This window comes from Paenalcaligenes hominis (genome assembly GCF_011927625.1).
GTDB classification, from domain to species: Bacteria; Pseudomonadota; Gammaproteobacteria; order Burkholderiales; family Burkholderiaceae_B; genus Paenalcaligenes; species Paenalcaligenes hominis.
The window spans coordinates 507,670-522,361 of record NZ_JAATIZ010000001.1; the positions used below are offsets into that span (position 1 = coordinate 507,670).

Below are 14,692 nucleotides of genomic sequence, written 5' to 3' on the forward strand. Positions count from 1 at the left end.
GATAATAAGAGTATCTATCAATCTGGGTGACGTATGCAAACCTTTACACCGCAATTCGTTCAGTATCCGAATAGTCCGTTTCAACTTTATCAACCCTATGCTCCGGCTGGGGATCAACCAACGGCGATTGAGGCGCTAAACGAGGGTTTATCAGATGGTTTGATGTATCAAACCTTACTCGGGGTAACGGGTTCGGGTAAAACCTATACCATGGCCAACCTTATTGCACGCAGTGGTCGGCCTGCTATTGTGTTGGCACCGAATAAAACGCTAGCGGCTCAGTTGTATGCAGAGATGCGCGAATTCTTTCCTAAAAATGCGGTGGAGTATTTCGTGTCGTATTACGATTACTACCAGCCCGAGGCCTATGTGCCATCACGTGATCTTTTCATCGAGAAAGACTCGTCTATTAACGAGCACATCGAGCAGATGCGTTTATCTGCGACGAAAAGCCTACTTGAGCGCCCTGACACCATTATTGTGGGGTCGGTCTCATGCATTTACGGTATAGGTAACCCAGCCGACTACCATGCCATGGTGTTGACCTTGCGCCAAGGGGATGAAATCGGACGCCAAGAGCTGTTAGCGCGCCTAGTAGCGATGCAATATGAGCGTAACGATACTGAGTTCGAGCGGGGTATGTTCAGAGCGCGTGGCGAGACCATTGATATTTTCCCTGCTGAGAATGCGGAACAAGCTTTGCGTGTGACTTTGTTTGATGATGAGATAGAAAGCCTGGCTTTATTTGATCCATTAACCGGCAAGGTGCTTCAAGAGGTAGTGCGTTTTACGGTGTATCCCGGTTCTCATTTTGTGACACCACGCGAGACCGTATTGCGCGCTATTGAAACGATCAAAGAAGAGCTCAAAGACCGTTTAGCCTACTTTATTGATCAAGGGATGCTGGTCGAAGCCCAACGCCTAGAGCAACGCACTCGTTTCGATTTAGAAATGATGTACGAACTGGGTTTTTGTAAAGGGATTGAAAACTATTCGCGTCATTTATCTGGCGCTAAAGCAGGCGATCCTCCGCCTACTTTAATTGATTATTTGCCCAAAAACGCGATTATGTTTATTGATGAAAGCCATGTCACGATGGGACAAATTGGCGGCATGTACAAAGGCGACCGCTCACGCAAGGAGACCTTAGTACAGTTCGGTTTTAGACTCCCCTCGGCACTCGACAACCGGCCTTTAAAAATGGACGAGTTCGAGCAACGTATGCCGCAAACCGTATTTGTATCGGCCACACCGGCTGCTTACGAGCAAACCCATGCTGATCAAGTCGTAGAGCAAGTGGTGCGCCCTACGGGGTTGGTGGATCCGATCGTAGAGGTACGGCCAGCTACCACCCAAGTTGATGATGTATTTGGGGAAATTACTCAACGCGTCGCCTTAAAAGAAAGGGTGCTAATCACCACGCTTACTAAGCAAATGGCAGAGGATCTCAGTGCGTTTTTGGCGGAGCACGGCGTAAAAGTGCGTTATTTGCACTCTGATATTGATACTGTAGAGCGTGTAGAAATTATTCGCGATCTACGTTTAGGTGTGTTTGATGTGCTCGTAGGGATTAACCTCTTACGCGAGGGGCTAGATATACCCGAAGTCTCATTAGTGGCTATTTTGGACGCTGATAAAGAAGGCTTTCTGCGCTCAGAGCGTAGTCTTATTCAAACCATAGGCCGTGCAGCTCGAAATTTGAAAGGTCACGCTATTTTATATGCAGACCGCATTACAGAGTCCATGCGCAAAGCCATGGATGAAACCGAACGCCGTCGTGAAAAGCAATTGCAGTTTAATATTGATCACGGTATTACCGCGCGTGGTGTGAACAAGGCCGTGCGCGATTTAATTGATGGCGTATTGGCTCCTGCTCAGGTGTCATCTAACGAGCTTGCTGATTTGGACTTTGATTTGATACGCGATGAAAAAGTCTTGGCGCGCGAACTAAAACGCCTAGAAAAACAAATGATGGATCAAGCGAAAAACTTAGAGTTCGAGGCTGCTGCGCAAACGCGTGATCAGTTACGGCGCTTAAAAGACCAAGCCTTACTTAGTTAAGCAGGTGCTTATAAAACAAAAATGCAAAAAAAGTACTTAATACCTTACTGAAATAATGGGTATTTGTTATACTGGACTAAATTAGTCGGGTATGAGGGCTATCCCTCGCCAGCAACAGCTTCTCTCAAGGAACAGATTATGCGTTTAACCACTAAAGGACGTTTTGCCGTTACGGCAATGATTGACTTGGCTCTGCGACAACAAAGCGGGCCAGTAACTTTAGCCAAAATTAGTGAACGTCAAAGCATATCCTTGTCATACTTAGAGCAATTATTTGGTCGCTTGCGTCGTCACGAGCTCGTAGATAGCACGCGCGGCCCCGGTGGTGGGTACAGCTTGGCACGTCTAGCTCGACATATTACGGTCGCTGATATTATTTTTGCTGTAGATGAACCGCTTGATGCAACCAACTGCGGTGGCAAGGGCGATTGCGAAAAAGATGAGAACGGCAATCGCATTCAGTGCATGACCCACGAGCTTTGGGCCACATTAAGTCGTAAAATGGTGGACTACTTGGATTCGGTCTCATTGCAAGACCTCGTTGATCAACAACGTATGCGACAATTAGAGGAATCCGTGCGTCAACAACAAAGCACTCAACACCCTACGCATCGTATTACACCCGAACAAGCGACTTGTTAGATTTTTATTGGAGTTGGTTTTGTCTACTACCTATCCCGTTTATTTAGATTATGCCGCCACCACCCCCTTAGACGCTCGCGTCTTAGAGCAAATGATGCCTTGGTTAACTACCCAGTATGGGAATCCGGCCTCAAATACACATGCTTACGGGTGGGACGCCGAAGAAGCCGTAGAGCGCGCGCGGGTGCAGGTAGCAACGTTGGTGCAGGCTCATCCGCGTGAAATTGTTTGGACTTCCGGGGCAACCGAGTCTAACAACCTCGCTATTAAAGGGGCTGCTTTGGCCTACGCTGAGCAGGGCAAACACCTTATTACCGTTAATACCGAACACAAAGCAGTACTCGATACCTTTGCTTATTTAGAAACTCAGGGCTTCGAGGTTACCTATCTAGCTGTAAACACAGAAGGGCTCATCACCCTCGATCAGCTCAAAGCCGCCATTCGTCCTGATACGACCTTGGTATCTGTGATGGCTGCTAACAATGAAATTGGTGTCATTCAAGATCTAGAGGGCATCGGGGCACTCTGTGCCGAACACAATATTATTTTTCATATTGATGCAGCCCAAGGTGCGGGTAAAATTGATTTAAATGTAGATACCATTCAGGCCGATTTGATGTCATTTTCGGGCCATAAGCTCTATGCCCCAAAAGGGATCGGCGCGCTTTATGTACGTCGCAAGCCGCGTGTTCGTCTTGCCGCACAAATTCATGGGGGCGGGCACGAGCGTGGCTTTAGGTCAGGCACCTTGGCTCCTCATCAAATTGTGGGCATGGGGGCGGCCTTCGAGCTAGCCCAACAGGAAATGGCTACAGAACAAGCTCATATTCAAACCCTGCGCGATCAGTTCTGGCAGCAGTTACAGGCCCAGCTTCCTAATATTCATCTTAACGGCTCACTCGAACACCGTCTGCCTAATAATCTGAATATTAGTTTTGAAGGTATCGAAGGCGAAGCGCTAATGATGTCTTTAACTGGTCTAGCTGTCTCTAGCGGCTCTGCCTGCACGTCAGCCAGCCTAGCTCCGTCCTATGTGCTGATGGCTCTCGGACGTTCACCGCAGCTTGCCCATAGTTCTTTACGAATAAGTTTAGGTCGTCAAACCACTCAACAGGATCTGGATACCGCTTTATCTGAAATCGTCACCCAGGTACGACGTCTACGCGCGTTATCGCCCGTTTGGCAGGGCGAGTCCGACTTGGCAGTGGCTCTTTAAAGGATAAATAATGTATTCTGATACTGTACGTGCACGGTTTATGCAGCCTCAGTTTGCAGGCACCCTTCAGGGGGAACAAGTTTTGCAAGCCCGTGTTGGCGCACCTGAACAGGGTGCTGTAATGGAGATCTATATTGCCATCGATGCTCAGCGCATCCAGGCTGCTCGTTTCAAGGCATACGGTTGTGGGGCATGTATCGCCACGGCCGACTATGTATGCGAGCTATTAGAGGGCACTCCTGTAGATCAGCTCGAACACTTTGATACCCAGCCTTTAGTCACGGCTTTAGGCTTAACTGGCATTAAATTACACTGCGCTTGGCTAGCCTCCGAGGCTGCCGAACAATTATTACTTGCTTGGCGTCAGGCCGAAGCAAGTGTTACACACTAAGAGGTACATATGTCTATTACACTAACGTCTCAAGCCGCTGAACACATTAGCAAGCACCTTGAAAAACGTGGCTCAGGTTTAGGTCTACGTTTAGGTGTACGTTTGACCGGGTGTTCAGGCATGGCTTACGAAGTCAACTACGTGGATGAGGCCGCAGAAAACGATCATGTATTCGAAGACCAAGGTATCCGCGTGTATGTGGATCCACGTAGCTTGCCTTTTGTCGATGGCACACAAATTGACTACGAACGTAAAGGCTTAAGTGAAATGTTTAAATTCCGCAACCCCAATGAAAAAGCAGCATGTGGTTGTGGTGAGTCCTTTACGGTCTAGGTCGACGCATTAGTTCTACTAAAAGCTGATTACCGCTCTAGACAGGTAGTCAGCTTTTTTATTGTTTTAGCTAATAGGAATTGCTATGTCTAACGCAGGGGCTAAATATTATCTCGAGGATTTAACGCAAGGCGATCAGTACACCAGTCGTACTCACGCCTTGGATGCAGAGCAAATTATCGCTTATGCGAAACAGTTTGACCCTCAGATTTTTCATACGGACCCTGTTTTAGCCCAACAGAGTTTTTTTGCTGGGTTAGCTGCTAGCGGTTGGCATACGGCAGGGATTACAATGAAACTCTTAGTGGAAAGTGTCCCTTTTGTTGGCGGCCTCGTGGGTGCTGGTTGCGAAGTCACATGGCCTCAGGCCACACGCCCTGACGATATCCTCCATGTTCAGTCTGAGATCATCAGTATTACCCCCTCGCGCACTAAAAAAGACCGAGGCATTGTGTTGCTCGAATCATTAACTAAAAATCAACACGGCGCTATCGTACAACGCATGCTGTCAAAGCTGGTTGTACGTCGTAAAAATATCGAGCTTTAATAAAAAACAGCACGCTAAGTAAAGCGTGCTGTTCGGATGAGATCAAGGTGATCGACTTAGACGGCTAGTCAGCTCGGCGTAAATGTGGGAATAAGATGACGTCACGAATACTGGCGCTATCTGTTAGCAGCATGACTAAACGATCAATACCAATACCACAGCCACCTGTAGGCGGCATGCCGTATTCCAAGGCGCGAATATAATCGGCATCAAAATACATGGCTTCTTCGTCACCAGCGTCTTTGGCTTCGACTTGGGCAAGGAAACGTGCGGCTTGATCTTCGGGGTCGTTTAACTCAGAAAAACCATTTGCGATTTCACGGCCTGTAATAAAGAGCTCAAAACGCTCAGTAATAGCAGGGTCGTGATCGGATGCACGAGCTAGAGGTGAGACCTCGACAGGGTAGTCCACGATGAAAGTAGGGTGCCACAGCTTGGCTTCGGCCGTTTCTTCAAACAAAGCCAATTGCAAAGCGCCTACCCCAGCATGCAAGAAAGCCGGTGCATGAATATCGACTTTTTTACGCGTAAGCTCGGCCTTAAGGAAATCCATGTCGTTAAGCTGTTCTGTGCTGTAGTGAGGGAAGTATTTTTGAATGGCTTCTACAATGGTGAGTCGATCAAAGGGCTGATCTAAACGCAAGGCTTCCCCTTGATAAGAGATCTCTGCAGAACCACACGCAGCCACCGCCGCAGAGCGAATCAGCGTTTCGGTGAAATCCATTAACCAGTGGTAGTCAGTATAGGCCGCGTAAAACTCCATCATGGTGAACTCGGGGTTGTGACGCGGGCTAACCCCTTCGTTGCGGAAGTTGCGGTTAATTTCAAATACACGTTCGAACCCACCCACCACCAAGCGTTTTAAATAAAGCTCGGGCGCAATACGCAAATACATCTCCATGTCGAGCGCATTGTGATGCGTAACAAACGGCTTGGCGGCTGCGCCACCCGGAATAGGATGCAACATAGGCGTTTCGACCTCTAGAAAGCCGGCTTCAACCATATGTTGACGAATGCTGTTAATGGCCTTGCTGCGCGCTAAAAATGTAGTGCGAGTGTCATCGCTCATGATCAAGTCTACGTAGCGTTGACGATAGCGTAGCTCTTGATCGGCTAAACCGTGGAACTTGTCTGGTAGGGGGCGTAGTGATTTAACCAACAAGCGAATTTCGTGCGCTTTAATAGAAAGTTCGCCTTTATTGGTTTTGAACATTTCACCGCTTACCGCAAGAATATCGCCAATATCCCACGTCTTAAACTGTTCATAGATGTCTTCGCCTAGCGTGCTTTTATCTAGGTAGATTTGAATACGGCCCGAGCTGTCCTGCAGCGTAGCAAAGCTGGCTTTGCCCATGACACGCTTTAGCATCATACGACCAGCCACGCTGGCTTGCTGAGGTGCGGCGGCTAGCGTTTCTTTGTCTTGGTCATCGTAAAGCTGGTGTAATTGTTGGGCATGGTGCTCAGGCTGGTAATCATTTGGGTAGGCATTGCCATGCTCGCGTAACGCGGAAAGTTTTGTACGACGCTCTGCGATCAGATGATTTTCGTCAACGTGAGTTGACTCAGTAGTAGAAGTCATGAGTAAAACAATTAAAAATAATGGCGAATATCATCGACGGTTTTGGTGCCAAATGTGTCATTCGCAAGATAACGGGCAATCTGTTCAGCAGTAAACGATGCTGAGGCAAGTTGTTGATTTTGATGAAGCTGGATAAAGCGTTCGCGATTGGGGAAAGATTCCGGCTCGGTTTGGCGAATATCAGCTTGCATGTCGGTATCGATGACCCCGGGTGCTAAAGCGACCGTACGGACTTGAGGCTGTTCAAGGGCTAGGGTCTGAGTGAAATAGTCTACCGCAGATTTGGTCGCACCGTATACGCCCCAACCTGGAACGGGCCCTCGTCCTGCACCGGAAGAGATGTTTAAAATGCGGCGATCCGAGGCAGCGGGAGCATGCGTTAAGAAGGCAGCGCTAAGACTGATTAGGCTTCCCACGTTTAATTGTAGAGCGTGCGCAATGGGATAGGGGTCAGTCAACTGATGAGACTGTGCCATGGGCGCGACAGTGCCTGCGTTGTTAATTAGCCAATAAGACCGAGCTTGAGGGTGGGCCTGCAGCAGTTCGCCTAGCGCATGGGCCGCATGAGCGCAGCCTTGGGGTAGGGCTAGGTCGGTTTGAATAAAATGATAGGCGCAATCATGCGCATGACAATGGGCAGCAAGCTGGGCGTTGTTACTGCGCGCAATACCAATTACAAGACGCTGTGGCTGAGCAAGCTGTTGAGCTAATGCTAAGCCCAAGCCACGGGATACGCCCGTGATAACAATGACCTCATTAATCAATTTAGACTCCTTGTTTGAGGCTAGCTTCAATGAATGGGTCCAGATCGCCATCGAGTACACGCTGCGTGTTTGAAATTTCCACGTTTGTGCGTAAGTCTTTAATGCGGCTTTGATCCAACACATAGGAACGAATTTGGTGACCCCAGCCTACATCGCTTTTGGAGTCTTCGAGTTTTTGTTGCTCGGCCATTCGTTGGCGCATTTCTAACTCGAAGAGACGCGATTTCAGCATTTGCATTGCCTCAGCGCGGTTGCGGTGCTGTGAACGATCGTTTTGACACTGCACTACAATACCGGTGGGCTCGTGCGTTAAGCGCACGGCAGAATCCGTTTTGTTAACGTGCTGCCCCCCAGCGCCACTAGCGCGGTAGGTATCAACACGCAAGTCGGCGGGGTTGACCTCGATCTCAAAGGAGTCATCGACTTCGGGGTAAACAAACACGCTACTAAATGAGGTGTGACGACCGTGATTGGAGTCAAAAGGGCTTTTGCGTACAAGACGATGCACCCCTGTTTCGGTGCGTAATAAGCCATAAGCGTATTCGCCTTCGATTTTAATCGTGGCCGACTTGATGCCTGCGACCTCGCCATCAGACTGTTCAAGAATTTCGACTTTAAAGTCTTTGTGCTCGGCATAACGTACGTATTGGCGTAACAGCATAGAGGCCCAGTCTTGGGCTTCGGTGCCGCCTGCGCCCGCTTGGATATCTAAGAAGCAATTAAGATTGTCAGCAGGGTTTGAGAACATGCGACGGAATTCAAATTCCTCGATGCGCTTTCCTAATTGGTGGATGTCAGACTCAATAGACATTAAGGTGTCGTCGTCATTATCCATAGCAGCTAACTCAAACAGCTCTTGGGCATCAACTAGACCTTGATGGATTTCATCTAGGCCATGAACCACTGTTTCTAAGCTTTTTTTCTCACGCCCAAGCTCTTGAGCGCGTTCGTGGTCATCCCAAATGTGAGGGTTTTCAAACTCGGCATTGACTACGTGTAAGCGATGCGCTTTTTCATCGTAGTCAAAGATACCTCCGCAGTTCGAGGGTGCGTTCGAGGTAATCCTCGAGTTGAGCTTCGATTTGATTGATGTGTTCTGATTCCATCTTTGTATCCTGGTTAATAATTTGATTTATTATGCATTTGCACTATTTTAGCGAATTTTACGCTTTATGCAGAAAATGGATTCAAGAATCAGTAAAGAGCGAGCGTAGAGGTGGGGTGGGAGTGTACATCTTGCGTTTTTTGTGAACTAAAGGAAAAGCAGTCAATGAGCTGATGCAAGGCTTGTACCTGAGTGAGTTGGACTGTGGTTTCATGTGCCGCTTGGTCCATTAGTCTTAGTTTTTGATTCGTAGTACGAGACAAATCGGTGACGGTTTGATGCATGTGAGTAACTTGATCTTTTTGTTCAGCAAAACCGTAAGCTACCTGCGTCATAATAGTTTGCACTTCATTCATAGTCTGCGCTATTTTTTCGCTAAAGTTATGGGCCTGCTGTGCAGAACTGCTGCCGCGTTCTATTTGCTCAACATTGGTGGTGATTAAGCGCTCGATATCTTGCGAGGCTTGTGCTGAACGTAGAGCGAGTTGCCGCACCTCTGCAGCGACTACCGCAAAGCCTCGGCCTTCTGAGCCGGCGCGCGCTGCTTCAACGGCGGCATTTAATGCTAATAAATTCGTTTGAAAAGAGATGGTTTGTATCAGCTCTACAATGCCGCGGATCTGTTGCGTGCTCTGCTGAATCGCTTGCATAGCTTGAGTCATTTGGGCTGAGCTTAGGCTTCCGGCTTGCATAAGCTGTGCTGCATGTTGACTCAATTCATGGGCTTGGGCTATTTGCTGGCTTTGGTTAAAAATATTGTGACTCACTAACTGACACGTCTGCTCGGTCTTTTCAAGTTGATGATTTTGTTTTTCGCTTAGGTCGCGTAGATCGCTGTGGTTTTGGACTAGGCGTTGAGAAGCATGTTGTAAATCATCACTATGTTGGTGTACGGTGCGCAGTGTATGTTGCAAGCCTGTACCAATTCCATTTAATGCATGCAGTAGTTGCCCTAGCTCATCGTGACGTTGATGAATAATATGGGCCTGTAAGTCCCCTGCTGCAAGCCGACGCGCTTGTGTCATGCTTTGGCGTAAGGGCTGACGAATGGATCCATAAAGCCGCCATAAACCTAATCCACTGCCTAACAACATGGCGCATAAGCTGATCAAAGCCAAACCATACGCACTACGACTTTTGCGCGTGGCCTCATTCACATCATTCTCTACTCGTTCGCGTTGGCTTTGGTTAATTTGTGCGAGTAACGCGCTGAGTTGATGGGTGGTGTCTTGATAGGCCTGGTTAAATAACAGCGCTTGTGCCATTAAGGTGTTGGGCAAAGCAATACGCACCGTGCCGTCGTCGTCTTCTATCTCCCCTGATGCAATGGCTAGAGCATTTTTCTGAGCGGAGCTTAACTCGGCAGCTAACGCATAAGCTTGCTCGAAGCCCTTTTGCTCTGCTTCGGCAAGAGGGCTGGTCTGAATTAAGTAGCGTAGGCTTTGAGGGTGATCTGGAGCGCCATGAAACACAGAGGCGTGTTGCTCGTAACGCTGTTTGAACTCGGGCTGCTCGCTTGAAACAAAAGCCATGGCATCGCGGGCCATGGCTTCAGTGATAGAGGTAAACTCATTAATACTATGCGCCACTTGGAATCGAGTGGTTTGAGCCTGTTGCAGCTGAGTAATAGTACGCGTTAAATGGATGAGAGCGCTGTACGTAAGTAAAGCAAAAACGACGAGCAGAACAAAATAAACAATAAAACTGCTCTTAATCGTAAAGTGCGTTTTTGACATGACACATAACCATAATAAAAAAGCGAAATAAGTAGGTTATGGTTACATTTTTATATGACAGCAGCGTGTCATAGCGTTCGAGGAACGCTAGCAAGATTTAACAGTGTTTAGCGACGACGACGGTGGTTGCTAGCGCCAGTAGGGGCGTTGTTATTGCGTTTAGGCAAATGACGGAAAGTAATGCGACCTTTAGTTAGGTCATAGGGGGACATTTCTAGCGTCACTTCATCGCCAGCTAAAATACGAATATGGTGACGACGCATTCTGCCGCCTGTATAAGCGATCACAGGGTGGCCATTTTCTAATACAACACGATAACGGGAATCAGGTAATACTTCAGTAACGGAACCGTGCATTTCCAATAGTTCTTCTTTTGACATAATAAAGTCCTTTTTAAATTAAAAAAGCCTAATGCTCTAACGAGATGCAAGTTCGTTAAAGGAAACAAGGGCGCTGTCGCAGTACTGACTGCGATAAAAGAGAGGAGCCTTGGGCTCCGGTGCTATGGCACCGATGGGACAGTGGACGTAGGCACATGCCTAGGTGAAAAACAACTTTAAGCAATTTATAGTATAGGCCAAAAGCCTTTTTTGGTCAAGGACTTACGATGTAAGGTTAGGGTGACGCCTAGGTTTATCAGATGGCTTTCTATATAATTTTCAGTTTCGGAGACACGAACGAAGCCGCTTAATAGCTTCTGCAAGGATAAAACATGAATCAAAAACTCACGCCCTCGGCGGTCTTGCTGTTGGTAATAGCGACATTTTTATGGGCGGGAAATGCAGTAGTGGGGCGCGTGATCAGCGAGATGATTCCACCTATTACATTGAATTTTATTCGGTGGTTCATTGCGTTTGGTATTTTGTGTCTGTTTGGGGGCAAGATATTACGGCCAGGCAGTGCGTTATGGCGTCATTGGCGCCATTATGCGTTATTAGGCTTACTCGGGGTCGGCCTATACAACGCAATGCAATACATGGCACTACACAGCTCCTCGCCAATTAATGTCACGCTGGTCAATGCCAGTATGCCTATTTGGATGCTGTTAATTGGGCGTTTGTTTTTTAATTCCACTATTTCATTGCGCCAATTAGGTGGTGCTTTATTGTCACTCTTAGGTGTGGCGATTATTTTGATTCGTGGTGATCTTAGCGAATTGGTGCATTTTCGTTTTGTAATTGGCGATATTTATATGGTGTTCGCCACGATTGTTTGGGCATTTTATAGCTGGCTTTTAAGCCAAGATCGGCACGAGCCCGAAATGAAACAAAACTGGTCTACCTTATTACTTGCTCAGGTTACCTTTGGTGTGATGTGGTCAGGGGCTTTTTCTATTGGCGAGTGGGCATTAACCGATTGGCATATTGAGTGGAGCTGGGGGTTAGGGTTAGCCTTGTTTTACGTGGCAGTCGGGCCTGCCATTATCGCATTTAGATGCTGGGGTCTGGGCGTGCAGCGGGTAGGGCCGGCTATGGCGGGCTTTTTTGCAAATTTAATGCCGTTATTTGCCGCGTTGCTGTCGTTGGTTTTTTTAGGTCAAGCCCCAGAGCTGTATCATGGACTGGCCTTTTTATTAATCGTTGGCGGAATTGTCTACGCCTCCAGAGCTAGCGTTCCCGCTTAATACGTGCTAGATAGTGCGCCCTGTCCCGCAGGGCGCACGGGGTATTAGTGGGCAAACTCCACCATAAGCTGCAATTGACTTTGGCCATTCCAGTGATTTACATCCAGTCGGTAAGCCATTTCAATGTGGTCGTGAACGGGTTGATTTTGATTAAACCAGATGGCGTCAAAGATCAAACCGTCGCGCTCTACGCGCAGTTTCAAATGTTTTTCCTTAAGCACACGTTGATGCACAACACGAAAACTGTCTACAAAAGTAGGCGCAGGGAAACCGGCCCCCCAGACTTGTTGGCTTAGCAAAGCGGCAGTAGGAATATCCATAAACTCAACGGCCAAAGATCCGTCATGCTCAATGACAGGATCAAACTGGGTTTTGCCGGTGAATTCCACTACCGCTTGATCAAAAGCTTGCTCAAATAGCCTTAGGCTGTTTTGGTGGATACTTAAGCCTGCTGCCATCGAGTGTCCCCCAAATTTTAAAATTAATCCGGGGTGTTTTTTGGATACTAAATCTAATACGTCGCGTAAATGCACATCAGGAATAGAACGGCCTGAGCCTTTAAGTTCTCCGTTATCGCCGGGAGCAAAGGCAATAGTAGGGCGCCAGTAGCGTTCTTTCAATCGGGAAGCCACCAGTCCCACTACCCCTTGATGCCAGTCAGCCTGATGGACGCACACACTAGCGCGTGGCTCCATTTGCATCATTTGCTCTACAGAGCGCAGCGCAGTTTGATGCATTTGGGTTTCAATTTGACGGCGCGCTTGATTAATACGGTCTAGCTCTTGAGCCAACTCCATCGCTTCAAGTGGGTCGTCAGTGCATAAGCAGCGAATCCCGATACTCATGTCCTCGAGCCGTCCAGCTGCATTAATACGAGGGCCTACCGCAAAGCCTAAATCAAACGCATTGGCGAGTTGGGGCTGTCGTCCTGCGATAGCAAATAAGGCTTGAATACCTGCATGGGCGTTGCCTTGACGAATTTGCTTTAGACCTTGAGCCACCAGTAAGCGATTATTGGCGTCCAGTTTAACCACATCGGCTACGGTGCCTAAAGCCAGAATGTCTGCGAGTTGATCAAGACGGGGCTGGTCCTCCAGATCAAATGCGCCGCGTTCCCGCAGTTCAGCGCGTAAAGCCAACATAAGATAAAAAATAACGCCAACGCCAGCAAGATTTTTAGAAGGAAACGCACACTGTGGATGGCTGGGGTTAATAATAGCTGCCGCAGCAGGAAGGGTGTCGCCAGGCAAGTGGTGATCAGTAATGAGCACTTGCATGCCCAGTTGGTTTGCTAATGCAACGCCTTCTACACTTGCAATGCCGTTGTCTACGGTGACGATCAAATCGGGTTTACCGTTTGGATGGTGCAATAGCAGCTCAACGACCTCAGGGGACAAACCGTATCCTGTTTCAAATCGATTGGGGACGAAAAAATCCACATCGGCCCCCATTTCACTTAATGCGCGCATCCCAATGGCACACGCAGTTGCCCCATCGCAGTCGTAGTCAGCCACAATAACAATGCGTAGCTGTTCCTCTATGGCATCCGCTAATAGCTGTGTTCCTTTATTAATATCATGCAAGCTATGCGGGGCTAGTAAGGCGTTCCAACGGGAGCTCGTTTGCTGCACATCGGTGACGTGACGGGCTGCAAACAATTGTGCTAATAATGGATGTAATCCAGCATGAGTCAGTTGATCTGCGATATCGGGCTGTGAGGGACGAGGACTTAAGACTGGACGAGCCAATGTGATCTCCAAGTAGAGGTGGGTTGCATAAAACGGTGCCAAAAACGTGTGGGTCGTGGACTAGCAATCAATAGCTGTTCGGTATTAGTTAAGACGAGATCCGGCTGATGGGATAGCTCTGTCTTGAGCTCAAGGTCTAATTGCTGCAAGCTTTGCAACCAAAGCCCCCAGTCTTGGCGTAAATACGGTTCGGTCAATGTATCAAACAGCTGATAGGGACGAGGTTGAGGTTGCCACGCATTTCCAGCGAGTCCACCCACGGGCCATAAACTGTTGATGGGAGGTAAACCGTGATGAAGACGGGCTTGATTCACAGGATGATTAAAATACAGCATTTGCAGCTCGTTGACAAAACGCCGCCATTCTCGGGTGGCCGGGTTTTGATCCCACCAGTCGTTTACAGCACTACGACTAACAAGTGCTGGGCTAGCAAACACGGCAGGTAATTCTATTGCACTATGCAGTTGCCAGTGGTGGGCAGACCAAGGTTCTAGACGAAAACCAGTGCCTTCGCAGAGTAATTGCGCTGCGTTAAGTAGCTCATGACTCTGCTCGGGGGTAATCTGTAAGTCTGTTGCTGGGATTAAAGCGGCTCCGTCTCTAGAGGGGGCTAAGTGCACCAGCTCGGCTAACCAAAAGGGCTTATCTGGGGCGATGGTTGGTGTTTTTTCTGCCTTGGATGCTAACAAAAGAGCTAAAGCTGCGTTATGCTTTGCTGTCGCAGCAGGAAAACCTGCTTGCTCCACCTGCCACGCCTCAAGTGCAGTACAACGAGTCTGGTCTAGAGCAGGCCGAACTATTTTACTTTGGCATTGGTCCAAATAGCGAACTAAGTTCGGCGCGTAAGTAGGGAGGTGCTTTATTAGCTCGGCGGCCATCGGAGCCGGAGCCAGCGCTTCACTTAATACAATACAGGAATTAGCAGCAGTCATTAACGGTAAAG

14 protein-coding genes are annotated in these 14,692 nt (G+C 48.2%); 7 read left to right on the forward strand and 7 right to left on the reverse strand.

The window, feature by feature from the left end; genetic code table 11:
• Positions 1-33: 33 nt before the first annotated feature.
• The 6 genes from uvrB to GGR41_RS02345 all read left to right on the forward strand — a co-directional run bounded on the left by uvrB (position 34) and on the right by GGR41_RS02345 (position 5,190).
• Entirely contained in the window at positions 34-2,061 is a 2,028-nt protein-coding gene (gene uvrB, locus GGR41_RS02320) for an excinuclease ABC subunit UvrB (RefSeq protein ID WP_167660460.1), read from the forward strand.
• 138 nt (positions 2,062-2,199) lie between these two features.
• On the forward strand, positions 2,200-2,703 hold the full coding sequence (locus GGR41_RS02325; protein WP_077733354.1) for a Fe-S cluster assembly transcription factor: 504 nt from the start codon (positions 2,200-2,202) through the stop codon (positions 2,701-2,703).
• A gap of 19 nt (positions 2,704-2,722) precedes the next feature.
• On the forward strand, positions 2,723-3,919 hold the full coding sequence (locus tag GGR41_RS02330) for an IscS subfamily cysteine desulfurase (RefSeq protein ID WP_371020603.1): 1,197 nt from the start codon (positions 2,723-2,725) through the stop codon (positions 3,917-3,919).
• Between the two features lie 10 nt (positions 3,920-3,929).
• Complete coding sequence (locus GGR41_RS02335; protein ID WP_167660462.1) at positions 3,930-4,310, forward strand: iron-sulfur cluster assembly scaffold protein; 381 nt, start codon at positions 3,930-3,932, stop codon at positions 4,308-4,310.
• A 9-nt stretch (positions 4,311-4,319) separates the two neighbouring features.
• Entirely contained in the window at positions 4,320-4,643 is a 324-nt protein-coding gene (locus tag GGR41_RS02340; protein ID WP_167660463.1) for a HesB/IscA family protein, read from the forward strand.
• Positions 4,644-4,728: 85 nt separating this feature from the next.
• On the forward strand, positions 4,729-5,190 hold the full coding sequence (locus GGR41_RS02345) for a MaoC family dehydratase (protein ID WP_167660464.1): 462 nt from the start codon (positions 4,729-4,731) through the stop codon (positions 5,188-5,190).
• Between the two features lie 64 nt (positions 5,191-5,254).
• On the opposite strand, the gene lysS is transcribed toward GGR41_RS02345, so the two are convergent.
• The 5 genes from lysS to infA all read right to left on the reverse strand — a co-directional run bounded on the left by lysS (position 5,255) and on the right by infA (position 10,757).
• Positions 5,255-6,772, reverse strand: a complete 1,518-nt coding sequence (lysS, locus tag GGR41_RS02350) for a lysine--tRNA ligase (protein WP_167660465.1) — start codon at positions 6,770-6,772, stop codon at positions 5,255-5,257.
• Between the two features lie 11 nt (positions 6,773-6,783).
• The gene (locus GGR41_RS02355; RefSeq protein ID WP_229711165.1) at positions 6,784-7,536 is read right to left on the reverse strand and encodes an SDR family NAD(P)-dependent oxidoreductase; all 753 of its coding nucleotides are present in this window, start codon (positions 7,534-7,536) and stop codon (positions 6,784-6,786) included.
• A gap of 1 nt (position 7,537) precedes the next feature.
• A protein-coding gene (gene prfB / locus GGR41_RS02360) for a peptide chain release factor 2 (protein WP_209279715.1) occupies positions 7,538-8,642 on the reverse strand; the annotation gives its coding sequence in 2 pieces (ribosomal slippage) (positions 7,538-8,560 and positions 8,562-8,642; 1,104 coding nt in all).
• Between the two features lie 88 nt (positions 8,643-8,730).
• Positions 8,731-10,377, reverse strand: a complete 1,647-nt coding sequence (locus GGR41_RS02365) for a methyl-accepting chemotaxis protein (protein WP_167660467.1) — start codon at positions 10,375-10,377, stop codon at positions 8,731-8,733.
• A 107-nt stretch (positions 10,378-10,484) separates the two neighbouring features.
• Complete coding sequence (gene infA, locus GGR41_RS02370; protein WP_077733346.1) at positions 10,485-10,757, reverse strand: translation initiation factor IF-1; 273 nt, start codon at positions 10,755-10,757, stop codon at positions 10,485-10,487.
• Between the two features lie 332 nt (positions 10,758-11,089).
• On the opposite strand from infA, the gene GGR41_RS02375 reads away from it, so the two are divergent.
• A complete protein-coding gene (locus GGR41_RS02375) occupies positions 11,090-12,001 on the forward strand; it encodes a DMT family transporter (RefSeq protein WP_167660468.1) in 912 nt (303 codons plus the stop codon).
• A 44-nt stretch (positions 12,002-12,045) separates the two neighbouring features.
• On the opposite strand, the gene recJ is transcribed toward GGR41_RS02375, so the two are convergent.
• Complete coding sequence (gene recJ / locus GGR41_RS02380; protein ID WP_167660469.1) at positions 12,046-13,749, reverse strand: single-stranded-DNA-specific exonuclease RecJ; 1,704 nt, start codon at positions 13,747-13,749, stop codon at positions 12,046-12,048.
• Positions 13,731-14,681 carry a hypothetical protein gene (locus GGR41_RS02385; RefSeq protein WP_167660470.1) on the reverse strand — a complete coding sequence of 317 codons (951 nt, stop codon included), beginning with the start codon at positions 14,679-14,681 and terminating at the stop codon, positions 13,731-13,733. The genes recJ and GGR41_RS02385 overlap by 19 nt, the downstream gene beginning before the upstream one ends.
• Between the last annotated feature and the right edge of the window lie 11 nt (positions 14,682-14,692).

Bases quoted from the DNA above. Each gene is read 5' to 3' on its own strand.
- GGR41_RS02385 (WP_167660470.1), bottom strand. From the start codon at position 14,681: ATGACTGCTGCTAATTCCTGTATTGTATTAAGTGAAGCGCTGGCTCCG.
- GGR41_RS02335 (WP_167660462.1), top strand. From the start codon at position 3,930: ATGTATTCTGATACTGTACGTGCACGGTTTATGCAGCCTCAGTTTGCA.
- GGR41_RS02325 (WP_077733354.1), top strand. From the start codon at position 2,200: ATGCGTTTAACCACTAAAGGACGTTTTGCCGTTACGGCAATGATTGAC.
- GGR41_RS02375 (WP_167660468.1), top strand. From the start codon at position 11,090: ATGAATCAAAAACTCACGCCCTCGGCGGTCTTGCTGTTGGTAATAGCG.
- GGR41_RS02345 (WP_167660464.1), top strand. From the start codon at position 4,729: ATGTCTAACGCAGGGGCTAAATATTATCTCGAGGATTTAACGCAAGGC.
- uvrB (WP_167660460.1), top strand. From the start codon at position 34: ATGCAAACCTTTACACCGCAATTCGTTCAGTATCCGAATAGTCCGTTT.
- lysS (WP_167660465.1), bottom strand. From the start codon at position 6,772: ATGACTTCTACTACTGAGTCAACTCACGTTGACGAAAATCATCTGATC.
- GGR41_RS02365 (WP_167660467.1), bottom strand. From the start codon at position 10,377: ATGTCAAAAACGCACTTTACGATTAAGAGCAGTTTTATTGTTTATTTT.
- infA (WP_077733346.1), bottom strand. From the start codon at position 10,757: ATGTCAAAAGAAGAACTATTGGAAATGCACGGTTCCGTTACTGAAGTA.
- GGR41_RS02340 (WP_167660463.1), top strand. From the start codon at position 4,320: ATGTCTATTACACTAACGTCTCAAGCCGCTGAACACATTAGCAAGCAC.